Consider the following 24,492-nt stretch of genomic DNA (forward strand, 5'->3'; position numbering starts at 1 on the left):
CGGGTCGGGGCCGACGGGCCCCGGTCCGCGGGCCGCTCAACCTCAGCCGGCGGGGGCCGGCTCCGGCGGTACGGCGAGGGCGGCGTCGGGCCAGGCCATCCGCAGCTTGTACGGGGTCCCGTTCAGCCGCTCCGGTACGCCACCGGGCGGCCCCACCTTCGTCTTCTGCACGCAACTGCCGCCCAGGGACTCGTAGAAGCGCTGGGCGGAGAGGTTCTGTTCGAGCACCCACAGGTACATGGGGCGCGCGGCGCCTCGGGCGGCGACAGCCGTGGCCGCCTGGGCCATCAGCGCGGTGCCCATGCCTGAGCGCCGCAGCGCGTTGCTGACGTGCAGGTTGTCCACGAGGCTGCCCCAGGTCTCGTCGTCGTCGAAGACGACATGGACGAAGCCGACGATTCCTCCGGTGCCCTCCGCGACGACCGTGAGGGTGTCGGCGTCCGCGGCGAGCCTGGCCGACCAGACCGCGCGGCGGTCGGAGAGGACGTCGCCGGCGAGGTAGGCGTCGGAGTAGGCGCCGCGGTAGTGGCGCCGCCAACTGTCCGCGTGCAGTTGCGCGATGCCCTCGGCATCACTCTGGCCCGCCGCCGTCCGAAACCGCGGTGCCGCCATGCGGCCTCCCTCCGCTTCGCGGGCCCGGGGGCCCGCTACGTCCTTTTACGCCGGCACGCTATGTGTGATGCCGGCGCCCCGTCCACGCGATTTCGGCTCACTGCCTGGGGTACGGCCCCCCGGCTGCGGACCCGTCGTGGCGTGTCGCGCAGTTCCCCGCGCCCCCTTCGGGGCCCCGCCGCGCGGGCTTGTGAGTGTTCCCCGGCCGCAGGAGCGTGGTGGCTGCTCGCGCAGTTCCCCGCGCCCCTGATCGGGCTGATCGCCGCCGTCACTGCGCGCCCGCCTTGTTGCGCCCCGTCAGGGTCGCGAGGAGCCACGGCGGACCGTCAGTCGGGAGCGAACCCCTGCCCGCGTGGCGGGTGCCCGTGAGGGGCGCGGGGAACGGCGCGACACGCCACAGCGGACCTGTACTCGGCAGCGAACCTGGAGTCGTACGGTGCGACCCCGAAGGGGCGCGGGGAACTGCGCGGCCAGCCACGGCGGACCGGCAGCCGGGAATGGGCCGCAAGGCGGACGGCGGGGCCCCGAAGGGGGGCGCGGGGAGACGCGGCGGGCTGAGGGAGCGGGGGCGCACAGCGCGAGCGTGTTATCTGGGAGTTGGCCGCTCAACCGGGAGCCGCTGCGGCATGATGACCGCATGGCAAGTGACGGGGGCGAACCCGCCCCCACAGGACCGTCGCGCGAGCTCGTCGCCGAGCGGTACCGCATCACCGCCAGGCTGGGCCGCGGCGGCATGGGCACGGTGTGGCAGGCCACCGACGAGCTGCTGCGCCGGGACGTCGCCGTCAAGGAACTGCATCTGCCCGACACGGGGTTGACGCCACGTCAGATAGCGCTGCGGCGCGAGCGGGCGCTGCGTGAAGCGCGCAGTGCCGCGCTGATCCGGCATCCCCACGTGGTCGTCGTCTACGACGTCGTGGAGCACGGTGGCCACCCCTGGATCGTGATGGAGCTGGTCGACGGCCGCTCCCTCGCGCACGTCCTGGAGGAGGACGGCCCGCTGACCGCCCGGGCCGCCGCCGAGGTCGGCGCCGCCGTCGCCGGCGCGCTCGGAGCCGCGCACGACCAGGGCATCCTGCACCGCGACGTGAAGCCGGCGAACGTTCTCATCGAGCGCGACACCGGCCGGGTGGTCCTCACCGACTTCGGCATCGCGCGGATGCCCGGCGTCGGCACGATCAGCGAGACCGGGGCCTTCGTCGGCTCGCCCGAGTACACCGCCCCGGAGCGGATGTCGGGGGAGGGGTCGGGGCCCGCGTCCGACCTGTGGTCGCTCGGCGCGCTGCTGTGTGCGGCCGTGCACGGCGAGTCCCCGTTCCACCGGGAGTCGATCGGCGAGATCGTGCACGCCGTCGCCTTCGGCCGGATCACCGCGCCGGAGGCGCTCGGCCCGCTGCTGCCGGTCGTCACCGGGCTGCTCGACCGGGACCCGGAGCGCCGGACGGGTGCCGAGGAGGCGCGCCGCAGCCTGCGGCAGATCGCCGGGAACGGCGAGCCGCCGACCCCCGAGCTGACACCGTCGATCGGGAAGGCGCCGACGCCCGCGGAGGGCACGGAACTTCTCCCGGCCGCCGGCGCCCCGGACACCCCGGCCCCTCGGGCGGCAGGCTGGCACCGCGGCCTCCTGCGGACCGCCGCCGTCGGCGCCCTGGTGGTGCTCACGGTGGCCGCCGCCGCGGCCGTCGGCACGCTGGTCAGCCACCGCGACGGGGGGAGCGGGCCCGCGGCGGCCGGCCGTACGACGACCTCGCCGCCCGCGTCCCCGAGCGGCTACGGGCCGCCGCCGGACGGAGCCTGGCCGGGCGGCCCGCCGCCCGGGGGTCCGCCACCGGGCGGTCCGCCGCCGGGAGCGCCCGGCACACCACCGCTGCCGCGCGGCTTCCACGTGGTCGACGACCGGACGGGCTTCTCCACCGTGCTGCCGTACGGCTATGTGCGCGACGCGAGGCCGCCGTGGGTCTACTACTGGTCGTCCGACCGGTCCATCCGGTTCGGCGAACGGGTCCGATCCGCCGACCCGCGCGGTGCGCACGCGGCGCTGAACGACCGGCTCAGGTCCGGCCCCGCCGAGTTCAAGGGCTACCGGGACGGCACCCTCACCGACACCCAGGAGCGCGGACAGGCCGCCACGGTCTGGGAGTTCACCTATGACGGCCTCGGCGACGGCTTCGGCGCCCGGCACGGCTTCGACGTGTACTGGGTGGAGGGCGGCCGGATGTACGACATCACGCTGACCGCGCCGATCGGGCAACTGGACTGGGCCCGGGGCGTGTTCGGCACGGCCCGCGCCACTTACCGGACGAGTTGAGGCAGCGCCCGGCTGGTGTGCGCGGGCCGTCCGCGGGCAGGCGGCCTGTGACGAGCTACCGCCGGCGGCAGCTTCGACTGGAGCTCACAGAAGGGCACTTGTGGCCGCCGAGCAAGGAAGGAAGCGGCATGACCACGGGCTACGGCAACTCGACGGATCCGGTCACCCGTACGCGGACCGGCACGAACGGTCTCGCGGTGGCCGGCCTGGTGTGCGGCATCGTAGGTGTCTTCATCGCGAACTTCATCCTCGGCCCGCTGGCCATCATCTTCGGCGGCATCGGCCTGAGCAGGTCCAAGCGCGGCGCCGGCGGCCACGGCATGGCGCTGGCCGGCGTGATCCTCGGCATCGTCGACATCGTGCTCTACGTCGTACTGATCGCGGTGGTCTCCACGCACGGCGGCTTCAGCTGGCACGCCGGCTGACCGACCGCGCCGCCGGACCCGCGTGACGCGCGAGCCGGCCGTTCGGGGCCCGGCCGGAACTCCGGCCGGGCCCTCGGCCGCTCCGGTGACGGTCCGGGTCGGTCCGGGTCGGTCCGGGTCGGGTCGGGTCGGGTCGGGTCGGGTCAGTCCAGCGTGGAGCCCGACACCTCGGGCTTGCCGGCGCCCAGGAAGAAGATGCCCGGGTAGCCGGCGGTGGCGAAGCCGTGGCTGGGGTTGCCGGTCAGGGACGAGGACGCGATGTCCAGGCTGCCGGTGCGGTCGTTGCTGACGAAGAAGAGCGCGCCGCCGCCCTCCTTGGCGTCGTTGTGGCTGATGACCGAACCGGCCACGCTCACCGTGTACTTGTTGCCGTCGGTGTAGACCGCGCCGCCGCTGCCGCCGCCCGGGGTGCCGCCGCGAGCCGGGTTGGCGCCGCTGCCCACGGCCGAGTTGTACGTCATGACGTCGTTGAGCAGCACCCACGACACCCCGATGCTGCTCAGCGCGCCGCCGTTCGAGCAGGAGCCGCCCTGGCCGGGGGCTCCGCCGAAGGTGCTGCCGGTGACGTAGACGGGCAGGCCCTGGTACTGGTCGAGCACCCGGATCGCCGCGCCGCCGAGGTCGGGTCCGGTGCGGTCGCAACGGTTGCGCACGAAACGGGAGTTGACGACCTTGAACCGGCCGCCGCGGACCAGGATCGCGCCGCCTCCGCCGCCCTCGGCCCGGTCGCCGGTGGAGTCGCCGTCGGCGAAGGTCAGGTTCTGCACGGTGAGTTCGGGTGTGCTCTGGTTCTGGCAGTGCGAGGTGGTCCAGCCCTGCGCCTGGTCGCAGGTGTCCATGTACAGGATCCGCCGCCGGCCCGCGCCGCTGAGCGTCACCTTGCCGCCGCCGTCGAGCACGACCCGCGGCCCGGCGGCGTTGCGCACCTTGGCGGTGGCGGTCATGGTGATCACGACGGGCCGCGGGCCGCAGGAGAACGTGATGACGCCGCCGGCCGCGACCGCGGCCACCACGGCGGCCGAAGTACAGCTCGCGGGCGTGCCGTTGCCTATGGTGCGGGTCGGATGCGCGGTGTCCACGGCCCGTGCGGCGGCCGGCACCTGCGCGTGCCCGCCGGGGTTGCCGGCGGCCGGTACGGGCGCGGCCGGGGTGACCCGCGGCTTGGCGGCGGGCCGGCGCGACGGCGTACGGCTCGGCCGGGCCGAGGCCGGCGCGGTCGAGGCGGCGGCCTCCCGGCTGGCCGGCGGCGCGGTCCAGGCGCTCGGCGTCCCGCCGGTCGGCGAGGCAGCGGCGTCGTGGGTGTCCTTGCCGGCCCCGCCGCACCCGGAGACCAGAGCGCCGGCGAGCAGCCCGGCGAGAACGGCAAGAAGGGGACGGGAGTTCGGCATCGCCCGATGCTAGTGCCTCTCCGGCAGACTCCACCCACTGCACCCGGCCCCCGGGGGCCGCCCCGCGCACGCTTGCTCGCCGGGTTGCCGAACGGCCCCTCGCGGCGTCCCGCGACCGGGGACGCCCCGGGCGGCCGGGCGCGGGGCCCGCGCCTCCTGGCGGTCGCGGTTCGCCGGGTTGTCGCCCAGGACCGTTCAGGCCAGCACCAGCAGGTCCATCCAACTGGTCGCGGGCCGCGCCGGATCGGCCTCGGCGGCGGCCCGCAGGCGGCGCATGCCGTCCGCGAACTCCTCGTCGGTGAGGCCCTTGAGCTTGGAGTCGGCGGCACGGCGGATGCCGGCGGCGAACTTCGCGAGCGTGGGGGCGTTGTCCTGGGGCAGCGAGTGCAGCGCCACCCGGCTGAACCCGGCGGCGGCGAACGCGGCGCAGACCTCGTCCACGGTCGGGTATGTCCGGATCGCGCGCCCGGTCTCGGGGAAGAACCGCACCCGCAGGTCGCCCTCGCCCCGGCCGGGGAACACATTGCGCACCAGCACCCGGCTGCCGGGCCGCAGCGCCCGGCGCAACTCCCGTGCGGCAGCCGCCAGATCGGGGATGTGGTGGATGACGGAGCCGAGCCAGGCCGCGTCCGCGGACCCGTCGGGCACCGGGAGCGCGTCGGCCCGGCCGTCGAGCACCTCGATGCCGGGGCCCGCCGGGATCAGGTCGCGCATCGCCGCGGCCGGTTCGACGGCCACCACCCGTACGCCGAACCAGTCGTGGAGGGCGGTGGCGAACGACCCGGTGCCGGCGCCGACGTCCAGCACCGTCATGCCCGGTTCGAGTGCGGCCTCCACGGCGATCGCGTCCCGCCAGGCCGTCAGGCCCTCGCGCGGGATCTCCCGTGCCGCCCGGTACTCCTCGGCTGTCCGCCGGTCGTACGCGATACCCGCCATGCCGTCGCCTCCCCCTGGTCACGCTGCCGCCCGCCCAGTAGATCATCGTCGCGGGCGCCGGGCGCGCCCGGGTTCCGGCACCGGGGCGTCCGGGGTCGCCAGGTGCCCGCGGCAACGATAAACCGGTCCGCAACCGGCTCTGAACCGGCGCCGAACCGGGCGGCGGCAGACTTCTCGCGCACCGCCGTTCTGCGCAGTCGTGTGCTTCGCGCCTGCTGCCGTCGTCGTCGGAGCCGGAAGGGGCGGCCTATGGACCCCGGCCTGGGGTCGCCCGTTCCGGGCCGTCCGCTCGCCCCGCCGGCCGCCGCCGAGCGTGAACTCCTCGCTCCCCGCCGCCGGGTGCGGTTCGCGCACGCCTCTGCCGGCGACGTGTTCGCCGCCGGGCGGGTCGCCGCACCGCAGCCGCTGGACCGGGAGTGGGCGTGGGGCGGCTCGACCGGCCGCGGCGTACGGGTGTGCGTCATCGACAGCGGCGTCGACCCGGCGCACCCCGCGATCGGCGCGCTCGCCGCCCGGTACGCGGCGGAGCCCGGCAGTTCGGCACCGGACGCGGCATGGGACCTGGTCCCCGACTCGCTCGGCGACGTGGCCGGGCACGGCACCGCCTGCGCCGGCATCATCAAGTCCCTTGCCCCGGCTTGCGAACTGACCAGCGTCCGCATCCTCGGCGCCAAACTCCGTGGCAGCGGCGAGGCGTTGACCCGGGCCCTGGAGTGGGCGGTGAGCGAGCGGTTCGCGCTGGTGAACGTCAGCCTCTCGACCCGCCGCGAGCAGCACAAGGAACGCCTGCACGACCTCGCCGACGAGGCGTACTTCGCCGGTGTGACGCTGGTGTCCGCCGCGCACAACAGCCCGGTGGACAGCTATCCGTGGCGCTTTCCCTCGGTCCTGTCGGTGGGCGCGCACGCGGTGCCCGACCCGGAGTACCTGGAGGCGAACCCGGCGCCGCCGGTCGACCTGTTCGCCCGCGGGGTGGACGTCGAGGCGCCCTGGACCGGCGGCGGGACCAGGCGGCTGTCGGGCAACAGCTTCGCCGCGCCGCACGTGACGGGGCTGTGCGCGCGGATCCTTGCGCGCCATCCGCAGTTCGCGACGGCGGAGTTGAGACATGTGCTGACCGCCACGGCCGACAACCTGGGGAGGCCCGGATGACCGGACCGCAGCCGTCACAGCAGCCGGGACCGTCGCACACCCCGCAGCCCCCCGGGCCGCCGGGGGCGCCGTCGGAACAGCCACCGCCGTCCGGGCCGTCGGACGAGATCCTGCGCTCCACCGTCCGCCTGGCCCGGCTGGCCTTCTCGGCCGCCGCCGCCTCGGTCTTCTTGCGCGACGAGGACCGCGGCCTGCTGGTGTTCGAGGCGTCCTCGGGCGTCGGCGAGGACCACCTGGTGGGCTCGGCGATCCCCGAGGGCCACGGCATCGCGGGCTGGGTGGCGGGCACCGGCGAGACCATGATCGTGCGCGGGGTGACCGAGGACGACCGCTTCGACCGCGAGTTCGCGCTGAGCACCGGGCTGGTGCCGGACGTGGTGATGGCGGTCCCGATGGAGCACGCCGGCGAGGTCATCGGGGTGCTCGAGGTGCTCGACCCGAAGACCGACGGCATCGGCGACCTGGACGCGATGGACCTGCTGGCCGAACTCGCCCACCAGAGCACGGCGGCACTGGTGCTGATCCTTGAACGCCGCCGCGCCGAGGCCGAGTCGGCCGCCCTCGCCGCACCCGCGCCGGCCGGTCCGGCCTCGTCCGATCCGGTCGCCCGGCTCCGGGCCGTCCTGGCCGCCGCGACCGGCCCGCGCGCCGCCACCGCCCGCACGCTCGTCGAAACGCTCGCCGATCTTCTCGAACAGCAGCAGCACGTCGATCACGAACAGCACGTCGATCACGAACAGCACGTCGATCACGAACAGCACGTCGATCACGGACAGCACCTCGATCACGAACAGCGCGACGGCCGCTGACCCCCACGGCCGGTACGGAATTCCGCTCACCGTCCGATTCCGCTTGTCAGAATACGAGGTTTGACCGATGAACTCTCCCGAGAAATTCGACGCGAACTACCCCGAGCTCTGCCCGTTGTGGCTCGACCCGACGGTTTCGGACGTGGAGGCGCACTCCGCGGTGGAGATCGCCACCGAACCGGTGGCCGACGCGCAGCCGCCCGAGGTGCACACCGAGGCGTAATCCCGCAGCACAGGCCGGTGCGGACGGCCGGTAGGAGCCGCCCGCGCCGACCGTGCGAGCGGCCGGTGGATTCCAGTGGCCCGGAAATCGGGCGGGTGCGGAGTGCGGCTCTTCCTATTCCCTTTCCACGGCCTGCCGGCAAGGCCGAAAACTGCCGTGTTGACGGTCTGTCTCACACCGGTTCATTCTCTGAGGGCGGGATGCGCCCGGCCTCCCGTAATTCCGTTCCTGCAATGGAGGATTCCATGGCCAGTGGAGCCGAGAAATACGAGGGCGTCGAGGTCATCTGCGGCGTGTACGACCCGAAGGAGGCCGCCTTCAGCGGTGAGGACGTGGAGGGCCACGCCGCCGAGCGGTTCGAGGGCGTCGAGGTGATCTGCGGGGTGTACGACCCCAAGGAGGCCGCGGTCAGCGACGACGTCCAGGGCCACGACGCCGAGACGTACGAGGCGCCCGGCGTCATCTGCGGGGTCTACGACCCCAAGGAGGCCGCCATGACCGAGGGCGAAGCGAAGGACCTCTAGGCCGCGGTCCCGTGCGTCGGCCGGGCGCGCGCCCGAGTGCCGCGCTCCCGGCCGTGATCGCCGCCCCCGGACCGCCTCTGACAGGAAGCCACGCAGACGATGAGAGTGATCGAAGGAAAGTCCGGCGTCTGGTATCTCGGCCCCGGCGCCACCCTGCTGCTGCCGAGCCGCTTCCACGACACCGCCGGCGCGCTGACCGCCGACGGCCGCGCCGAGCTGGCCCGGTCCGGGATCGAGCAGCCCAAGCCGGCGCGCCGCTACAACCTGACCGTGGTCACCTCGACCGCCTGCAACCTCGGCTGCCCGTACTGCTTCCAGAACACCGGGGCCGCGGCTCCCGGCCGGTTCGATCCGCCGCGGATACCCCGCCAGGTGCTCGACGGCCCGATGATCGACCGGATCGCGGACTTCACCAGGGCCCGGCTGCACACCGCGGGCCTGAACCGGCTGTTCGTCCTGCTCTTCGGCGGCGAGCCCCTTCTCAACCGCCGTGGCTGCCGAGAACTCCTTGTCAGGTTGGGCGAGTTGGCACCGCTCACCGCTTCCATGGTCAGCAACGGCGTACTGCTCACGGCCCGCGCCGCCCGCCAGTTGGAGGAGGTCGGCCTGCGGTCGGTCCAGATCACCCTGGACGGCCCGCGCGACCTGCACGACAGCACCCGCTTCACCCGCTCGGGGCGCGGCACGTTCGACAAGGTGCTCGACAACTGCGCCGCGGCGCAGCAGGCCACCGACCTGACGCTGTCGCTGCGGCTGAACACCACCGCCGACGGACTGCCGCTGCTCGACGGCCTGATCGACAGCCTCGCAGACCGCCTCGACCCCGCCAGGTGCACCCTGGACATCGCCCCGGTGCTCAACTACGCGGGGATGTTCGACTCGGTGATGGACCGGTCGGGCGAGGACGTGCGGACGCTGCTGAGCGCCTACGGCACCGCGCTGGACCGCGGTTTCGTCGTCGGCATGCCGGGCGGCGGCAGTTGCGGCTTCTGCGGCGAGCGGGACGGCGAGACCGGCGCCGTCATCAACGCAGACGGGACGCTCTACAGCTGCTGGGAGACGATCGGCAAGCCCGGCTACGAGGTCGGCAGTATCGACGACGGCTATCACGCCTACCCGGCCGAACGGTGGGTGAGCTGCGGGGAGTTCGCTGTCAGCGAGACCACGGCCGCGCAGTCGCAGGCGTTCGACGACGCGCTCACCGTCGGGCTGCTCGAACTGATCCGCGACCGCCGACGTTCGGCGGTGACCGTGTCGTGAGGGTCCTGCTGTGCCCGCTGAGCAGCCCCGGCTACCTGTACCCGGCGACGGCGGTGGCACTCGAACTCCAGCGAAGGGGCCACGACGTGGCGCTGTTCACCGCCGGCCAGGCGGCGCGGGCGGCCACCGCCGCAGGGGTGGCCGTCCTGCCGGCCGTCACCGAGCGCGATCCGCACGCCTTCGACGTCAGCCGGTGGTTCCGCGTCGGCGAGTCGCAGTACCGGGTGGTGAGGTCGGCCGCCCAGGCGGTGCGCCCCGATGTCGTGGTGACCACCGTGCTCGCGCCCGGCGCGCTGCTCGCGGCCGAGGCCCTCGGCCTGCCGGCCGTCGTGATCGGCCTCGCCTGCCACCTGTGGCCGCACCGGACGCCCGCCGAGGGTGCGGAGGCCGACGCGGAGGCGTCCGACACCGAGGACCGGCGGTGGCGGCTGGCGCAGACGCTCAAGCACCACCAGGACCTGCGCCGCCGGATCGGCCTGCCCCCGCACTCCCGCGGCGACGCCGTACGGCACCTGCGCGGCCGGGCCCTGCTCCTGCGCGGCCACCCGCGGCTCGAACCCAAGGGCGCCGAACTGCCCGACGGCGTACGGCACATCGGCCCGCTGTGGTGGGAGCCGCCGGCCGGCAGCGCCGAGCAGAAGGCCCGTGACGCGCTGGACCGGCGGCTGGACCAGGTCGGCAAGCCGGTCGTCTACATCCACCTTGGCCGCACGTTCGGCGGCGAGAGCCTGTGGGACTGGATCGACGCGGCCTTCACCGGCACCGGCCACCAGGCGGTGGTCGAGCTCGGCCGCACCGAACCGCGCGAACCCGCCCCGGAATCCAACGTGCTGGCGATCCGCCGGCCCGCGATGGCGCACCTGCTCCGCAGGGCCGAGGCCGTCGTCAGCAACGGCACCAGCGCGCCGGTACTCGGCGCGCTGCTGCACTCCCGGCCGCTGCTGCTGCGGCCGAACGGCGGGGAGCAGCGGCTGCTGTCCGCGGCCTGCCTGCGTGCCGGGGTGGCCGTGCCGCTGGACATCTCGCGGCCCGCCGCGGCCGGGCCGGGTTCGGCGGCCTCGCTCGACGCGCTGCTCACGGACGCCCGATCACGGTGCCGGGCGCGGTCGTTCGGTGCCGCGCTCGCCCAGACCAAGAGCGCCGCGCTGGCGGCGCAGGAGGTCGAGGACGCCGGCCGCTGACCCCCGCCCGGTCGCCCGGACGCGGCCGCCCCGCCGAAATCCGCGGCAGAAACCCGCCGCCGACACCCTGCCGCCGGACCGAGGAGAGCCACATGACCACCGCCGTCCCGCCGGACCACGCGGCCATCGCCTACGACGCCACCGCGCCCTTCTACGACGCCCTGTCCAAAGGCGACGACTACACCGTCTTCGGCGACATCCTGGAGGGCCTGATCAAACGGGCCGACCCGCCCGGCCGCCGGCTGCTGGACGCGGGCTGCGGCACCGGCCGCAGCACCGCCGCGTTCGCCGCCCGCGGCTTCGAGACCACCGGCACCGACATCAGCCCGGCGATGATCGCGATAGCCCGGCAGAAGCACCCCGGCATCGGCTTCCACGTCCACGACGTCAGGCTGCCGTTCACCGCGGCGGGCAGCCACGACGTGGTGCTGTGCATGAGCGACATCGCCAACTACCTCGCGGACTCCGGCCACTTGGCCTCGGCGCTGGCCGGCTTCGGGCAGGTCACCCGGCCCGGCGGAGTGCTGGTCTACGACGCCAACACCGCCTACGGCTATGCGCTGATGACCTCGCCGCACGTCTACGAGGACGACGGCCTGTACGTCACCATGCGCGGGCGGTTCCTGCCGGAGGAGGGCGACCCGGAGCGCTTCCGGATGGTGATGAACGCCTTCCGGCAGGACGGGGAACGGCCCGACCGGTGGACCAGGGACCGCATCGTCCACCTGCAACGGCACCACAGCCTGGCGGAGTTCACCGAGTACCTGGACGCGGCGGGCTTCGACCTGGCCGGTGCGCACGGCCTGGAGCGGGACGGCACCCTCGCCGACCACGTCGACGAGGACGCGCACACCAAGGGCCTCTACGTCGCCGTGCGGCGCGCCGGTGGCTGAGGAACCGACGTGATCAACCGTAACTTCACGCTGATCTGGGTCAGCCAGGCGCTCTCGGACGTGGCCAGCGAGATGACCTCGCTGGCGCTGCCGCTCGCCGTTCTCGCCGCGACCCGCTCGCCGGTGGACGCGGCGCTGGTCGCCACCGTCGTCGGCATCGCCCAACTGGTCGCCAGGCTGCCCAGCGGGCTGATCGCCGACACGTTCGACCGGCGGATGCTGATGCTGCTGTGCGACGGCGGGCGGGCCGTCATCGCCGTCCTGCTCGCCGCCGCGCTGGCCACGGGCCACCTGACGACCGCGCTGGCCGCCGGAGCGGCGGCGGCCACCGCGCTGTTCTCCGCGGTCTTCGCCCCGGCGGAGTCGGGGGTGATGCGGGCGTCGGTGCCGCCGGAGCGGCGGCGGGAGGCGATCACCCGGAACATCGTGCGCAGCAACATGGCGATCGCGGTCGGGCCGCCGCTCGGCGGGCTGCTGCTCGCGCTGGGCGCGCCGCTGGCGTTCCTGGTGGACGCGGGTTCGTATCTGGTGTCGCTGGCGCTGGTCTGGAAGGTGGTCTACCGGCATGTGGCGCGGCCGCGCAGCACCGAGAAGGCTTCGCCGCGGCAGCAGTTGCGGCTCACCGCGAGCGAACTGACCCTGGGATTCGGGTGGGTGTTCCGGCGGGCCGAGATGGTGATGCTGATCGTCTTCGCGGCGTACCTGAATCTGCTCGGCCGGGCGATCGAACTGCTCGCGGCGATCGGGGTGTCGGACGACGGGGCGCATCCGGTGTCGGCCGGTCTGGTGCTCACCGCCGCGGGCGTCGGGGGGATCGGGGGCGGGTTGTGCACGGGGTGGGTGCTGCGGCACTTGAAGCCTTCGGCGATTTTGGGGGGGATCGCGGGGGCGTGGCTGCTTTTGATGCCGCTGGCATCGTCGGGGGATCAGCTGATCAGTGCGGTGGCGGTGGGGCTGGTGGTGTTCTCGCTGCCGCCGATCGGCTCGCTGGTGTTCCTGACGATCACGGTGGAGACGCCGGCGCATCTTCAGGGGCGGGTGACGGCGGCGGTCACGCTGCTCGCGGTGAGCATCGCGTGGGCCGGGCCGGGGATCGCCGGCTTCCTGATCGCCGGGGTGGGTCCGCTGGCGGCGTCGATCGCGCTCGCGGCGCCGATGGCGATTCCGCTCCTGGCGTTGACCTTGAGTTCGAGGCTTCGCACGTCCGTGAACAAGGCGGGATCGTCGCCGCCCCCGGTTCCGGACCCGGCGCCCACGCCGGCGCCGGCGCCGGACGACGTGATGGCCCACGCCTACGCGGACGAGGCCGCGCCCCCGTTGCCGCCGGAAGAGACCAAGGAGTCCCTCCTCGCGGCACCCGAGCGCCGCACCCTGACCCCCTGGGCCACAGCTTTATCCCTGACGTCCCCCCACCCGCGCACCTGATCTTTTCCGCGCGCCGCCGTCGTGGCTGGTCGCGCAGTTCCCCGCGCCCCTTCGGGGCCCGTCCGTCGGTGGGTCGGCGCGGCGCCGTCGTGGTTGGTGGCGCAGTTCCCCGCGCCCCTGATGGGTTCCGGCCGTCACTATCGCGCGGCGCCGTCGTGGCTTGTCGCGCCGTTCCCCGCGCCCCTGACGGGGCCCCTCCGACCTCCGGCTACGGTCCTGCGCCCGCGCCCCCCGCAGGGGGAACGCGCTTGCGTTCGCGCCGCGGGAGCCGTGGCCAGGACTTGCCTCGGTCGGGGGGACCGCTCAGCATGAGGGCAGGAGATCGCCCCGCCGCTCTCCGGAGAGGTCTGGCACTGGACATGGGCCCCTACTTCGCGAACGGGATCGACGACCTCGTCGGTGAGGCCTTGGCGGGCTTCGCCAAGGCGCATGGCGGGATCGTCGACTGGGACGCCTCCGACGGGTTCGTCCGCGCGCTGCACCCCGCCCCCACCCGCCGGGTGGGCCTCGTGTCCGGGGGCGGGTCGGGGCACGAGCCCCTGCACGCCGGGTACGTCGGCGCGGGCATGCTCGACGCCGCCTGCCCGGGCCGGATCTTCGCCTCCCCGCACAACCGGCAGATCTTCGCCGCCTCCCGCGCGGTGGCCCGCGAGGACGGCGTCCTGCACCTGGTGAAGAACTACACCGGCGACAAGATCAACTTCGGCATCGCGGCCGAACGTCTGGCCCGCGAGGGCATCCCCTGCGAGCGCGTGCTGATCGACGACGACTTCGCCTCGGAGTCCGCCGAGGTCGCGACCGGCCGGCGCGGCACCGGGGCCACCGTCCTGGTGGAGAAGATCCTCGGCGCCGCCGCCGACACCGGCATGGGCCTGGCCGAACTGGTGGCCCTGGGCAACGACCTGGTGAGCCGCTGCCGCAGCCTGGCGGTGGCCTCCGCCGCGCACACCGCCCCGACCACCGGGCAGCCCGCGTTCGACCTGCCGGCCGGCGACATCGAGTACGGCGTCGGCATCCACGGCGAACGCGCCCGCCGCACCCTGGGCCGGATGCCACTGCACGAGCTTGTCGCCGAGATGACCGGCACCCTGGCCCGGGCGCTGAGCCTGGCCTCCGGCTCGCGGGTCGTCGTGCTGGTCAACGGACTCGGTGCCGTCACCCGTTTGGAGCTGTACGCGGTGCTGAACGAGGTCACCGCGCTGCTCGACCGCGACGGCACGGTCATCGAACGCTCACTGGTCGGCGACTTCGTCACGGCCCTCGACATGCGCGGCTTCTCGCTGACCCTGCTGGCGGCGGACGACCCGACACTGAAGCTGTTCGACGCGCCGGCCGCCACCCCGGCCTGGACCTGAGCCCCCGCCGCGACCACCTGCCGGAAGACCACCTGCCGGAAGACCACGCGCCGGAAGACCACCCGCCCGAGCCGTCCACCGCAACGTCAGAACCGCCGTCCGGGAGGCGAACCCATGCCCCAGCCATCCGCCACCGCCTTCACCGAAGCCTGGATCCGCCGGTTCGCGGCCTCCGCGTCGGCCACCGAGGCCGAACTGACCGCGCTCGACCAGCAGGTCGGCGACGGCGACTTCGGCACCAACCTGGTGGCGGGCCTGGACGCGACGCTGCGCCGGCTCGACGGGCAGGGCGAGCCGGCCGGGCGCAGCCCGCTGGAGTGCGCCGCCGACGCGTTCCTCGACGAGGTCGGCGGCACCAGCGGGCCGCTGTTCGGCCTGCTGCTCCAGGAGCTGGCCGCCGCCGTGGCTGAGGGCGGCGACCGGCTCGACCCGGCCGCGCTGGCGGCGGGCGCGGGCGGCGGGCTGGCCGCCATCCAGCGGGTGGGCGAGGCGCGGGTCGGGGACAAGACCCTGGTGGACGCGCTCGCCCCGGCCTGCGACGCGCTGGCCTCGTACGCGCGGGGTCAGGGGACGGACCCGGCCGAGGCGCTGGCGCGGGCGGCACAGGCGGCCTGGACGGGCGTGGGGGACACTGCCCGGCTGACCGCCCGCCGCGGCCGCGCCAGCTACGTCGGCGACCGCGCGGCCGGCGTGCCGGACCCCGGCGCGGTCGGCATCGGCCTGCTGTTCTCCGCCGCGGAGGAAACAGTCACCCGACTGGCCCCGTTTCTCACCGACGGCCCGGAGAACCCCCCGGAGCGCCGAACGGCCTGAGGGGGACGCCAGGCCGCGGCACCGGGACCACGCGGCCCGGACGCCGCCCGTCAGCCACCTCACACCGCCAGCCGCCTCGCGACCCGTTCCCCCGCCCACTCGAAGACGTGCGGCTCGTCCAGCGAGCCGACCCACAGGTCCACCCGCGCCGCCACCTCCTCGCCGGGCCAGGGGCCGACGCCCATCACCCGCATGCCGGCCGCCACAGCCGCCGACACACCGCACTCGGAGTCCTCCACGGCCAGCGTCTCGGCCGGGGCCGCGTGGCAGTAGCGGGCGGCGGTCAGGTAGACGTCGGGGTGCGGCTTGGGGCGGTTGCTCTCGTCGGGGACCACGATGTGGTCGAAGTGGTCCCGCAGGCCGGCCGTGCCCAGGCAGGACTCGACGACCTCGCGCGGGCAGTTGCTCGCGACGGCGAGCGGGGCGAACTTCGCCGCGTTCTCGACCAGTTCACGGGCACCCGGCATGGTCTGCGGGTGCCGTGCCACCAGGTCGAGGAAGTGGCCGAGCAGCGCCGTCGTCAGCCGCTCGCCGAGCTCCGGCCGGCCGGCCTCCGCGGCCATCAGCCGCCCGCATTCGGTGTAGTGCAGCCCTTTGCTGCGTTCGGCGAATTCGGCGCCCGGCCGTACGCCGTAATCGTCCATCGCGAGTTCGCGGGCGTCCTGCCAATGACGCTCGGTGTCCATGAGGGTGCCGTCGCAGTCGAACACGATGGCGGCCGGGGTCCAGGAGAGAATGCGATGAGAATTCATCGGGGGAGAGGTCCGTTCGGGAAATGACGGAAAGCGCCGGTGAGGCAGGCGCGTGCGCCCGGCGGACGGCATCGTCGAAAACACGTTTCGCCGGTGTCCGCCGAGAACATAACGAGCGTTACGTTATGAGTGGTCACGGAAGGTGGTCAAGCAAGCACGCCGTGTGATGTCGCGTGTCGCGGATAACCCAGCACCCCGTACGCGGTGCACTCACCGCCCTGCCGGATCCGGAAGACGCAGGTCATGTCGTGCGGGACGGACTCGACGCGGGCCGCCGGGGCGAACTCGGTGAAGCGCCCGGCCACCAGCCGGCCGGCCGTCGGGCGCAGCAGCCGGCCGTCGCTGGCCTCGGAGGCGGCCTGCCGGGCGGCTTCGAGCAGCACCATGCCCGGCACGTGGTCGGTGGCGTGGTCGAAGAAGAACGGATGCAGCGGGTCGGCCGGCGCCACCGACCACATGCCCGGTCCGGGGGCGGCCGCCATGTCCCGAGGGCCGCCGGCCTCGCGGGCGATCACCACGTCCCGCGGCCCGCCGACCGCCAGGCCGCCCGGATCCGGCCGGCCCGCGCCGTCGAGCGGAGGTCCGGTGAGCCGGGCGGAGAGCCGGTCCCCGCGCAGCGCGCCGTACCGGGACTCGCTCAGGAAGCGGGCGCCGCCGCCGGCCCGCGCGAAGGTCCGCCCGGCGGCCAGGTACCTGACGTCCAGCCGCATGCCGGTGGCGCCGCCGCCGGCGCCCCTGCGGACCTCGCTCACCGCGATCCGGCAGGTCACATCGGTGCAGCCGCTCTCGGCGCGCGGTTCGGCGCCGGGTTCGAGGGTGAAGTACAGATCGGTGATGAGCAGATGGGCGGTCGGCGACACGCCGAAATACCGCAGTGGAACGTAGATCCCCAGCTGCCGTAGCGTCTCCACCACCACGAGGGGGCTGTGCAGGTCCGCGCCGTCCCGCGGGAAGGTGACGTGCGAGCGCGGCCAGCTCGCCGCGGCCTGGAACCTGTCGGCGCCGTCCCGCCGGACATCGGTCAGCAGCACCTCGGCCACCGACGAGCGGTGCACCATCTCCCGGGCGACGGTGCGGGACCAGTTCAGCGGCCTGGCGGGCCAGGCGACATCTCCGACCGAAGATCTCATACGACAAGAAGAACTCACGGCGCGGAGATGCGCACGCGCATTGCCTTCGTGAATGCGGCCAGGAGGCACCTGGAGGCAGTAGATTTCCTGCCGTTGGCGACGATGGCGACCCCGGAGTGAACGTGCAGGTGCGAGCGGAGACAACACGCAGGTTTCTCTTGGAGACCGCGGCTCAATTGTTCGACGAACGGGGATATGCCGGCACCAGCATCAGCGATATCAGTACGCTGTCCGGCCGTACCAGCGGGGCGATCTACTTCCACTTCGCCAACAAGGAGAAGCTCGCGCTGGCCGTGGTCGAGGAGCACTTCGCCACCTGGCCGGAGCTGATCGGGCAGGCCAAGGCGGCGGAAGTGCCCGCGCTCGACCGGCTGGTGCTGCTCAGCTTCATCGTGGCCGAGGCGTTCCGGGAGAACGTGGTGGTCCGGGCCGGCGCCAGGCTGTGGATGGAGCGCAAGGCCATCGACACCGAGCTGCCGCCGCCGTTCGTCGGCTGGATCGAGACGGTCACCGAGCTGATGGAGGAGGCCCGCACCCAGGGCACGCTGGCCGCCGGGATCGACCCCGGCTCCGCCGCCCTCAGCGTGGTCTACGCGTTCTTCGGGCTGCACACCGTCTCCGACGCCCTGGAGCGGCGCCGGCACATCGAGTCCCGGCTGCACAACCTGTGGCTGCTGCTGCTCCCGGCACTCCAGGCGGAGCCCGGCCCGGCGGCACTGCTCGAACGGGTCGGGCTCGTCCGCGACCGCCTCTAGGCCGCGCGGCCTGTCACGGCGACTCGAACACCCGCGGTCCCGGCTGCGGGTGCAGCCGCCCGGTCCGCAGCAGCTCGCCGGGCGTGTCGAGGCCGGCCCGCAGCGCGAAGGCGGCGGGCTCGTCCAGCGGGCCGATGGTGGTCAGGCCGCCGGCCGACCGGACGGCGAGCAGCTCGGTGCCGCCGATCTCCTCGTGGTCCAGCAGGTCGGGGCTGTGGCTGGTGGCGATGACCTGCCGCCGGTCGCTGGCGTCGCGCAGCGCCTGGAGCAGTACCCGGGTGCCGGCGGGGTGCAGCGCGGTCTCCGGCTCCTCGATCGCCAGCGGGCCGTAGGCGCCGTCGGCGGCGGTGAACAGGCAGGCGAGCACGCCCAGCGCGCGCAGCGTGCCGTCGGAGACCGACTGCGCGGTGAACCGCCACGGCTTCGCCGACCCGGGCACGTCCTGGACGAACTCCACGGTCTCCCGGTCGCCGGTCCTCGTCCGGCTGACGCTGTGGACGCCGGGCACGATCTCCCGCAGATAGCTCTCGATCCTGGCCCGGTCCTCCCGGCCCGCCTTGCTCCGGCCGAGCCGGAGCAGCACGGCGGGCAGGTTCGAGCCGTCCCGGCGGACCGAGGTGCCGGGGTCGGGAGGCTGCGGCAGCCGCATCGCCTGCGGGCTGAGGTTGACCACGTTCATCGAGGCCAGGCCGCGCAGCACCGGGCCGAAGGCGGCCGACTCCCGGGCGCCGGACAGCAGCAGGTGCCGCCGGTCGGGCGCGGGCAGCCCGGCGGCGCCGGTGCTCTCCTTCAGCACGCCGTCGGCCACCCTGAAGGAGGCGTCCGCCCTGCCCGTCCCGTCGCCGGTCCACACCGAGCACTGCTCGCGTGTCACCCGGAAGCCGCCGCCGCGCACCGCCGCGACCTGGATCCCGTACTCGCCGCGCCGCCCCGCGCCCTGGAAGGACAGGTCGACGGTGAAGCGGGTCGGGTGCCCGGTGGACTTCCTGCGCACCTCGCCGATGCCGCCGCGGGCGGCCAGCGCCTCGTCCAGCGAGCCGCCGAGCGCGTCCGCGACCAGCCGCAGCGCGTCGAGGAAGTTGCTCTTGCCCGATCCGTTGGGCCCGACGAGGAAGGTGAGCCGGCCGAGCCGCACGTCGGCCGCGGCGATGCTGCGGTACTGCCGGAGCCGGACCCGGGTCAGCGAGAGGTAGTCGTCCTGCATGCGGCCAGTCTGTCAGGACGGCGGCCCGGATCGGCGGGAGGACCCACCGGCGGCCGGGTCACGGTGCGGGACCGTGACGGCGCGGCCCGGCCGCCGGCTGACCGCAGGTCAGTTCGGGTTCTCCGCGTTGGTCAGGGTCTCCCAGGCCACGAAGAGGTTGTTGGACCCGGCCGGCCGGTTGTTCTGGGTCAGCGTCTGGGTGTTGGTCATGGCCACCCCGCGGCGGGTGTGCAGCGCGTTGAAGCCGGTCTCGGTGATCGGGCCGAGTCCCTTGTTCACATGGCCGCCGCACAGCCAGCTCGGCGGCGCGGTGCCCAGCTCGTACTTGGACTGGAAGCCGAGCGCCTGCCGCAGCCGCTCGCCGACGTCGGTGCCGTACAGGTCGTCGCCCTGGATCCGGCTGGTCTCGGCGATGTGCGAGATGGCCGAGATGCCGTAGCCGGTGTGCGTGAAGTCGCGGCAGGTCTCCTGGGTGACGCCGTCCACGAAGGTGGACTGGCCCTGCCAGTACGAGATGATCTTCGCGGTGGTGTCCAGGTGCTGGCTCGGCACGGTCTTGGGCAGCGCGCCGTCCGCGGAGATGTAGACGTACGCGGCGGCCCGGGTGCGGAAGGTGGCCATCGCCTTGTCGTAGTCGGCCTTGTCGTCGAGGAAGACCGAGATGCCGACCGCCGCCTCCATCATCGACAGCTCCCAGTTGCCGTTGGAGTTGGAGCCGTTGATGATCTCGGGCAGGTAGACGTTGCGCAGCATGGTGGCGAACCGGCCGGAGTTGGCCCAGCCGCCGGTGTACGTGTACTTGATGATCTCGGCGGCCTTGGGCCAGGACGAGCCGGCCCAGCCGGTCTGCAGCGGCGCGTTGCTGTTGGTGTGCGACGTGATGGTGGCCGACCAGGCGTCCATCAGGGCGATGGACTTCTGCGCGTAGCGCGCGTCGCGGGTGACGTACCAGGCGAGCGCGTCGGTGTAGGCGGCGATCGCGTCCTCGCGCTCGTCGGTGCAGCCGTAGTTGGGGTTGGAGTACGAGCCGCACTCGACGGTGGCGCGCGGCTTGGGGGTGCGGGACAGCGAGGCGTAGCTGCTGCCCATCATCTGGTTGTACGCGCTCTTCCAGGGCTCGGCGCCCGCCTGCACCTTGGAGCGCATGAAGTCCAGCTGGGCGGTGTCGAGCACGACGCCCGGGTGGACGAAGGTGGCCGGTGCGGCGTCGGCCCGCTGCTGGCCGCCGGGCCAGCTCAGGAATCCGGTGACCAGGGCCGCCACCGCGCAGGCAGCGGTGGCCAGCAGCGCCGGTCGGCGGCCGCGGCGGTGCCGGGCCTTGGCGGGGGCCTGCGGGGGTATTGCGGGAGGCGTGGGGGAGCCGTCCATGAGGGTGACCATCCGTTCTTGTATGTGAACTACAGCGAAGCCAGCCGGGCGAGTTCGGTGCCGGCGAGGAGGAAGCCCCCCACGCCGAAGTCGGCGGTGCTGTCGTAGGTGACCGGCTGGCTGGAGTCCGGCCGGTCGCCGACCTTCTGGATGTAGCCGAGCACGCCGTCGGGGTGGACGGCGGTGGCCACCAGCCCGTTCCAGGCCCGCGCCGCCACCGGCAGGTAGGTCGCGCGGTCGGCCAGGCCGGCGCCGACCGCGTACGAGGTGGCGTAGCAGAAGAAGACCGTGCCGCTGGTCTCCGGGCCGGGGAAGTGCTGCGGGTCGGCGAGGTTGACGTTCCAGAACCCGTCGGAGCGCTGCACGGCGGCTACCGCCGTCACCAGCTTCTGCAGCGTGGAACGGTATTCGGCCGTGTCGGACCAGCCGGCCGGCAGCACCTTGAGGATCTTGGTGTGCGCGGCGGCCACCCAGCCGTTGCCGCGCGACCACAGCACCGGCTTGCCGGACGGCGACATGATCCCGCCGGGCAGGAAGTTCTTGTCCCGGTACCACAGGCCACGCGCCGGGTCGTAGAGCCCGGGGCCGCCCTCGGCGCTCTTGGTGTGCTGGTAGAGGCGGTGCATCTTGGCGTAGTAGCCGGTGTCGCCGCGCAGCGCGCCGAGCCGCGCGAAGCCCGGCATCGCCATGTGCAGCGCGTCGTCCCACCACCAGTCGTCGTTCTTGCCGACCTGGTCGGTGTACGTCATCCGGTGCAGGCAGCTCTCGATGGCGGTGAGCGCCGCCGGGTCGGACTCGGCCTCGTACAGGTCGAGGTACGCCTGCCCCGCGCACTGGTTGTCGGCGTCGCGGGTGCTGGTGCCGCCGTTGAGGCCGTAGCCGTGGTTCTGCGCCCAGGTGCGGGTGTAGGACAGGTAGCGGGTGTCGGCGGTCAGCCGGTACAGCGCCATCAGGCCGCTCATGAAGGTGGCGTTGGCCCACAGGTCGTCACCGGGGTTGCCGTGCGCGCCGATCCAGTGGTCGGCCACCCGGCGCAGGACGGTGGTGATCGCCGCCCTGGAGGGCAGCGTGGAGGACGGCGGCGCGGCGGCCCGCGCCGTACCGGTCAGCGACGGCAGGCCGGCGGCGGCGAGCGCGGCGGCGCCGGTGAGGAGGCGGCGGCGGCCGATCGGGAGCCGGCCGCCGGTGGGGGGTTGCCGGTCCTGCGGGTACTGGGGAGTGGAGGACATGGGGGGAGTGGGCCTTCCGTTGGGGGCGGGCAGCCGAGCTGGCGTTCAAGGGAGTGAACGCCGAACGCAAGTGTGACCAGAGACGCATCGGCGAAGATAGGACTGGACCAATGCCGAGTCAACCCCCCGCGCAGCCCGCGGAGACCGCCGGCCACGCCCGACCGGCCGCTGAACAGCGGCCGACCAGTCGTTGAACAACGGCACATTCGTGCCATGCTGGGCGTCATCGATCTTGGTGAGGGAACGCGGCAGTGCGATGACAGCGACACGGGCACGAACGGCACTGGCCGGACTCTGGGACCGCTACTCCGCGACCGACCCGGGGCTGCTGCGGCTGATGGCGGGACTGCGGACGGTCGGCTCCATCGGCCTGGCGCTGCTGGTCCTGTCCAGCATGAACACCGCCGTCACCCAACTGGTGGCCGGCGCGATGGCCGCGATGGTGTCCACCTTCGCCATCCGCGACAAGCGGGTGCGCGACCAGGCCGTCACCCTCGCGCTGGCGCTGCCCGCCGCGCTGGCCTCGGTCTCGCTCGGCGCGCTGCTCAACCCGCACATCGTGATCGGCGACATCTTCTTCATCCTGCTGATCTTCAGCGCCGCCTACGCCCGCAGGTTCGGCGACCGCGGCACCGCGCTCGGACTCATCTGCTTCCAGATCTACTTCCTCTCGCTGTTCGTCCACGCCCGCCCCTCCGACCTGCCCGGCCTCTGCCTCACCCTCGTCATCGCGTTCGCCTCCAGCGCCCTGATGCGCTTCGCGCTGGTGCCGGAGACCCCGGAGAGCACCCTCAAGCGGCTCGGCCAGGCGTTCAGGGCCCGCACCGCCCAGCTGATCTCCACCCACATCGAGCTGCTGAAGGCCGAACCCGAGCGGCTGGACGGCGCGGTGGCCGATCTGCGCCGCGACACCGCCCGGCTGCACGAGAGCGCGCTGATGATCCAGGGCAGGCTGGAGGAGGGCGCGCCCGACGAGGCGAGCGCCGACCTGCTGCAACGCCGGATCGCCGCCGCCGAGATCGCCGTCGAGCGGCTCGGCCTGCTGGCGCTGAGCATCCGCAGCGTCGGCCGCGCCGACACCCTGACCCTGCACCTGCCGGGCGTGCCGCTGGAAGTCGCCGAGCGGCGGATCGGCGACGAGGACGACGCCGTGCGGCAACTGCGCAGGGAGCTGCGCGCACTGCGCCGGCTGGTGGCCCGGCTCGCCGACCACGAGCAGACCGCCTCCGCCCGCCAGTTGCGCAACCGGCTGCTCGGCTACCGCGACGAGGAGAACGTGCCGCGCGCCTCGCCCCCGGTGCAGGACGCCTTCCGCGGCGTCGGCGAGGCGGCCCGCGCGGTGCTGGGCCTGCGGATCGCGGTGGACGGGCCGGGCGACGAGTCCGACGACACGCCCGAAACCGTGCGCTCCCGCGAGGAGTTCGAGGCCGAGGACCTGGCGATGACCGCCGAGGAGGCCCCGGCGAGCCGCACCGGCCTTGAGCGGCGCACCACCCGGGCCGCGTTCCAGGTCACCGTGGGCTCCGCGATGGCCGTGATCGGCGGCGAGTTCCTGTCCTCGCAGCGCTGGTACTGGGCCGTGCTGACCTGCTGGGTGGTCTTCCTCAACACCTCCTCCACCGCGGAGATCCTGGTCAAGGGCTACCGCCGGCTGATCGGCACGGTAACCGGGGTTGCGGCCGGGGTGCTGCTGGCCGGCGCCGTCGGCCGGCACACGGTCACCGCGTTCGCGCTGGTCCTGGTGCTGATCTTCGCGATGTTCTTCACCGCCCCGGTGTCCTACGCGCTGATGTCGTTCTTCGTCACCGCGATGCTCGGGCTGCTCTACACCCTGCTGCACACCTACAGCCTGTCCGTGCTGGAGCTGCGGATCGAGGAGACCGCGCTCGGCGCCGCCTGCGGCTTCATCGCGGCGGTGCTGATCCTGCCGGTGCGCACCGACCAGCACACCGACGAGCAGCTGGTCACCGTGCTGTCCCGGCTGCGGGACGTGTCCGGCGCCGCCGTCGCGCAGCTCAGCGGCGGCCCGGCGGTCGACCTGGTGGACATGGCCCGCGAGCTGGACACCGCCCTGGACAACCTGCGCCGCTCGACCAGCCCGCTGACGTACTCGATCACCCCGCTGCGGGACCGCCGCCGCACCGCGCGCTACCTGGTGGCGCTGCTGGAGACCGCCGCCTACCACGCCCGCGCGCTGGCCGCGACGGCCGAACTGGTGCCGTACAGCAAGAGCGTGGCGGCCGACCCGCGTCTTGCGGCGGTGGGGGAGCGCATCGCGCACAATCTCGACGTGCTGATCGAGCACGTGGAGGACGGCAAGGCCACCGCCGAGCTGCGGATCGGACCGAGCATCGCGTCCATGCTGGAGGGCTCGGGCTCGGCCCAGGTGCGCTCGGGCAGCGTCACCTTCCGGGTGCTGCGCCACCTCCAGCGGCTGGACGAGGGCGTGGTGGCGCTGCGCCGCCCGCTGGGAGCCGCGCTCGCCGACGAGGCGCGCCCGGCCACGGCCGCCAAGGCGTCCTGACGGCGCAGGCCGCCGGGGCGTCGTGGCGGTCGCGCTCCCACCGGCCTCGTCTGGGATGTCCGGATTGGGGCGTGAAGTGCGCGCGCCGCGCCGCGAATGGGCATTGACGCTGCGAGTTGTTCGGGCAAGGATGCCTCTCGTCCCCATGGCATGTCCGGTGCTGCCAGGCCCATTTGTACCCCGAATGTGCAGGATGCCTTGACAACGTTGTCAAAGGAGTAGGCCA

The 24,492-nt window shown here is 73.5% G+C and carries 22 protein-coding genes; 14 read left to right on the forward strand and 8 right to left on the reverse strand.

All coding sequences use genetic code 11. The annotated features are described in order from the left end of the window. Positions 1-42: 42 nt before the first annotated feature. The gene (locus ACQPW6_RS35475; protein ID WP_433893828.1) at positions 43-612 is read right to left on the reverse strand and encodes a GNAT family N-acetyltransferase; all 570 of its coding nucleotides are present in this window, start codon (positions 610-612) and stop codon (positions 43-45) included. 637 nt (positions 613-1,249) lie between these two features. Here ACQPW6_RS35475 and ACQPW6_RS35480 point away from each other — a divergent pair. After that, positions 1,250-2,920, forward strand: a complete 1,671-nt coding sequence (locus ACQPW6_RS35480; protein ID WP_433893829.1) for a serine/threonine-protein kinase — start codon at positions 1,250-1,252, stop codon at positions 2,918-2,920. Between the two features lie 128 nt (positions 2,921-3,048). Beyond that, the gene (locus ACQPW6_RS35485; RefSeq protein WP_433893830.1) at positions 3,049-3,345 is read left to right on the forward strand and encodes a DUF4190 domain-containing protein; all 297 of its coding nucleotides are present in this window, start codon (positions 3,049-3,051) and stop codon (positions 3,343-3,345) included. Between the two features lie 143 nt (positions 3,346-3,488). On the opposite strand, the gene ACQPW6_RS35490 is transcribed toward ACQPW6_RS35485, so the two are convergent. Beyond that, the gene (locus ACQPW6_RS35490) at positions 3,489-4,733 is read right to left on the reverse strand and encodes a hypothetical protein (RefSeq protein ID WP_433893831.1); all 1,245 of its coding nucleotides are present in this window, start codon (positions 4,731-4,733) and stop codon (positions 3,489-3,491) included. Between the two features lie 195 nt (positions 4,734-4,928). Continuing rightward, positions 4,929-5,669, reverse strand: a complete 741-nt coding sequence (locus ACQPW6_RS35495) for a class I SAM-dependent methyltransferase (RefSeq protein WP_433893832.1) — start codon at positions 5,667-5,669, stop codon at positions 4,929-4,931. Positions 5,670-5,918: 249 nt separating this feature from the next. On the opposite strand from ACQPW6_RS35495, the gene ACQPW6_RS35500 reads away from it, so the two are divergent. The 10 genes from ACQPW6_RS35500 (at position 5,919) to dhaL (ending at position 15,304) form a co-directional block, all read left to right on the forward strand. After that, positions 5,919-6,821, forward strand: coding sequence for a S8 family peptidase (locus tag ACQPW6_RS35500; protein WP_433893833.1), 903 nt, complete (start codon positions 5,919-5,921; stop codon positions 6,819-6,821). Beyond that, entirely contained in the window at positions 6,818-7,630 is an 813-nt protein-coding gene (locus ACQPW6_RS35505; protein ID WP_433893834.1) for a GAF domain-containing protein, read from the forward strand. Before ACQPW6_RS35500 ends, ACQPW6_RS35505 begins: the two co-directional genes overlap by 4 nt. Positions 7,631-7,697: 67 nt before the next feature. Beyond that, positions 7,698-7,853 carry a hypothetical protein gene (locus ACQPW6_RS35510; protein ID WP_433893835.1) on the forward strand — a complete coding sequence of 52 codons (156 nt, stop codon included), beginning with the start codon at positions 7,698-7,700 and terminating at the stop codon, positions 7,851-7,853. A gap of 245 nt (positions 7,854-8,098) precedes the next feature. After that, positions 8,099-8,377, forward strand: a complete 279-nt coding sequence (locus ACQPW6_RS35515) for a hypothetical protein (protein ID WP_433893836.1) — start codon at positions 8,099-8,101, stop codon at positions 8,375-8,377. Positions 8,378-8,476: 99 nt separating this feature from the next. Then, the gene (locus tag ACQPW6_RS35520) at positions 8,477-9,637 is read left to right on the forward strand and encodes a radical SAM protein (RefSeq protein ID WP_433893837.1); all 1,161 of its coding nucleotides are present in this window, start codon (positions 8,477-8,479) and stop codon (positions 9,635-9,637) included. Beyond that, positions 9,634-10,818: a glycosyltransferase gene (locus tag ACQPW6_RS35525; RefSeq protein WP_433893838.1), complete on the forward strand. Its 1,185-nt coding sequence runs from the start codon at positions 9,634-9,636 to the stop codon at positions 10,816-10,818. The genes ACQPW6_RS35520 and ACQPW6_RS35525 overlap by 4 nt, the downstream gene beginning before the upstream one ends. A 92-nt stretch (positions 10,819-10,910) precedes the next feature. Then, positions 10,911-11,711, forward strand: a complete 801-nt coding sequence (locus tag ACQPW6_RS35530) for a class I SAM-dependent DNA methyltransferase (RefSeq protein WP_433893839.1) — start codon at positions 10,911-10,913, stop codon at positions 11,709-11,711. Between the two features lie 9 nt (positions 11,712-11,720). Further along, positions 11,721-13,136, forward strand: coding sequence for an MFS transporter (locus tag ACQPW6_RS35535; RefSeq protein ID WP_433893840.1), 1,416 nt, complete (start codon positions 11,721-11,723; stop codon positions 13,134-13,136). Positions 13,137-13,495: 359 nt separating this feature from the next. Further along, entirely contained in the window at positions 13,496-14,491 is a 996-nt protein-coding gene (locus tag ACQPW6_RS35540; protein WP_433893841.1) for a dihydroxyacetone kinase subunit DhaK, read from the forward strand. Between the two features lie 114 nt (positions 14,492-14,605). Then, entirely contained in the window at positions 14,606-15,304 is a 699-nt protein-coding gene (dhaL, locus tag ACQPW6_RS35545; RefSeq protein ID WP_433893842.1) for a dihydroxyacetone kinase subunit DhaL, read from the forward strand. A gap of 59 nt (positions 15,305-15,363) precedes the next feature. Here dhaL and ACQPW6_RS35550 read toward each other — a convergent pair whose 3' ends face one another. Beyond that, on the reverse strand, positions 15,364-16,056 hold the full coding sequence (locus ACQPW6_RS35550; RefSeq protein WP_433893843.1) for an HAD family hydrolase: 693 nt from the start codon (positions 16,054-16,056) through the stop codon (positions 15,364-15,366). A 146-nt stretch (positions 16,057-16,202) separates the two neighbouring features. Continuing rightward, entirely contained in the window at positions 16,203-17,186 is a 984-nt protein-coding gene (locus ACQPW6_RS35555; protein ID WP_433893844.1) for a ScbA/BarX family gamma-butyrolactone biosynthesis protein, read from the reverse strand. A gap of 122 nt (positions 17,187-17,308) precedes the next feature. Here ACQPW6_RS35555 and ACQPW6_RS35560 point away from each other — a divergent pair, with 122 nt between their 5' ends. Then, positions 17,309-17,941, forward strand: a complete 633-nt coding sequence (locus tag ACQPW6_RS35560) for a ScbR family autoregulator-binding transcription factor (protein ID WP_433893845.1) — start codon at positions 17,309-17,311, stop codon at positions 17,939-17,941. Positions 17,942-17,954: 13 nt separating this feature from the next. On the opposite strand, the gene ACQPW6_RS35565 is transcribed toward ACQPW6_RS35560, so the two are convergent. The 3 genes from ACQPW6_RS35565 to ACQPW6_RS35575 all read right to left on the reverse strand — a co-directional run bounded on the left by ACQPW6_RS35565 (position 17,955) and on the right by ACQPW6_RS35575 (position 21,742). Continuing rightward, complete coding sequence (locus tag ACQPW6_RS35565) at positions 17,955-19,145, reverse strand: AAA family ATPase (protein WP_433893846.1); 1,191 nt, start codon at positions 19,143-19,145, stop codon at positions 17,955-17,957. A 108-nt stretch (positions 19,146-19,253) separates the two neighbouring features. After that, positions 19,254-20,525: an alginate lyase family protein gene (locus tag ACQPW6_RS35570; RefSeq protein ID WP_433893847.1), complete on the reverse strand. Its 1,272-nt coding sequence runs from the start codon at positions 20,523-20,525 to the stop codon at positions 19,254-19,256. A gap of 17 nt (positions 20,526-20,542) precedes the next feature. Continuing rightward, positions 20,543-21,742, reverse strand: coding sequence for a glycoside hydrolase family 88/105 protein (locus ACQPW6_RS35575; protein WP_433893848.1), 1,200 nt, complete (start codon positions 21,740-21,742; stop codon positions 20,543-20,545). A gap of 256 nt (positions 21,743-21,998) precedes the next feature. On the opposite strand from ACQPW6_RS35575, the gene ACQPW6_RS35580 reads away from it, so the two are divergent. After that, entirely contained in the window at positions 21,999-24,266 is a 2,268-nt protein-coding gene (locus tag ACQPW6_RS35580; protein ID WP_433893849.1) for an FUSC family protein, read from the forward strand. The last annotated feature ends 226 nt before the right edge of the window (positions 24,267-24,492 follow it).

Source organism: Streptomyces sp. CA-111067, assembly GCF_050956065.1.
Lineage (GTDB): Bacteria > Actinomycetota > Actinomycetes > Streptomycetales > Streptomycetaceae > Actinacidiphila.

What these genes read in the sequence shown, in the direction of transcription:
- ACQPW6_RS35505 (WP_433893834.1), top strand. Translation starts at nt 6,818, where the DNA reads ATGACCGGACCGCAGCCGTCACAGCAGCCGGGACCGTCGCACACCCCG.
- dhaL (WP_433893842.1), top strand. Translation starts at nt 14,606, where the DNA reads ATGCCCCAGCCATCCGCCACCGCCTTCACCGAAGCCTGGATCCGCCGG.
- ACQPW6_RS35530 (WP_433893839.1), top strand. Translation starts at nt 10,911, where the DNA reads ATGACCACCGCCGTCCCGCCGGACCACGCGGCCATCGCCTACGACGCC.
- ACQPW6_RS35480 (WP_433893829.1), top strand. Translation starts at nt 1,250, where the DNA reads ATGGCAAGTGACGGGGGCGAACCCGCCCCCACAGGACCGTCGCGCGAG.
- ACQPW6_RS35490 (WP_433893831.1), bottom strand. Translation starts at nt 4,733, where the DNA reads ATGCCGAACTCCCGTCCCCTTCTTGCCGTTCTCGCCGGGCTGCTCGCC.
- ACQPW6_RS35575 (WP_433893848.1), bottom strand. Translation starts at nt 21,742, where the DNA reads ATGTCCTCCACTCCCCAGTACCCGCAGGACCGGCAACCCCCCACCGGC.
- ACQPW6_RS35555 (WP_433893844.1), bottom strand. Translation starts at nt 17,186, where the DNA reads ATGAGATCTTCGGTCGGAGATGTCGCCTGGCCCGCCAGGCCGCTGAAC.
- ACQPW6_RS35520 (WP_433893837.1), top strand. Translation starts at nt 8,477, where the DNA reads ATGAGAGTGATCGAAGGAAAGTCCGGCGTCTGGTATCTCGGCCCCGGC.
- ACQPW6_RS35500 (WP_433893833.1), top strand. Translation starts at nt 5,919, where the DNA reads ATGGACCCCGGCCTGGGGTCGCCCGTTCCGGGCCGTCCGCTCGCCCCG.
- ACQPW6_RS35550 (WP_433893843.1), bottom strand. Translation starts at nt 16,056, where the DNA reads ATGAATTCTCATCGCATTCTCTCCTGGACCCCGGCCGCCATCGTGTTC.
- ACQPW6_RS35570 (WP_433893847.1), bottom strand. Translation starts at nt 20,525, where the DNA reads ATGGTCACCCTCATGGACGGCTCCCCCACGCCTCCCGCAATACCCCCG.
- ACQPW6_RS35485 (WP_433893830.1), top strand. Translation starts at nt 3,049, where the DNA reads ATGACCACGGGCTACGGCAACTCGACGGATCCGGTCACCCGTACGCGG.
- ACQPW6_RS35540 (WP_433893841.1), top strand. Translation starts at nt 13,496, where the DNA reads ATGGGCCCCTACTTCGCGAACGGGATCGACGACCTCGTCGGTGAGGCC.
- ACQPW6_RS35475 (WP_433893828.1), bottom strand. Translation starts at nt 612, where the DNA reads ATGGCGGCACCGCGGTTTCGGACGGCGGCGGGCCAGAGTGATGCCGAG.
- ACQPW6_RS35495 (WP_433893832.1), bottom strand. Translation starts at nt 5,669, where the DNA reads ATGGCGGGTATCGCGTACGACCGGCGGACAGCCGAGGAGTACCGGGCG.
- ACQPW6_RS35510 (WP_433893835.1), top strand. Translation starts at nt 7,698, where the DNA reads ATGAACTCTCCCGAGAAATTCGACGCGAACTACCCCGAGCTCTGCCCG.
- ACQPW6_RS35580 (WP_433893849.1), top strand. Translation starts at nt 21,999, where the DNA reads ATGACAGCGACACGGGCACGAACGGCACTGGCCGGACTCTGGGACCGC.
- ACQPW6_RS35515 (WP_433893836.1), top strand. Translation starts at nt 8,099, where the DNA reads ATGGCCAGTGGAGCCGAGAAATACGAGGGCGTCGAGGTCATCTGCGGC.
- ACQPW6_RS35565 (WP_433893846.1), bottom strand. Translation starts at nt 19,145, where the DNA reads ATGCAGGACGACTACCTCTCGCTGACCCGGGTCCGGCTCCGGCAGTAC.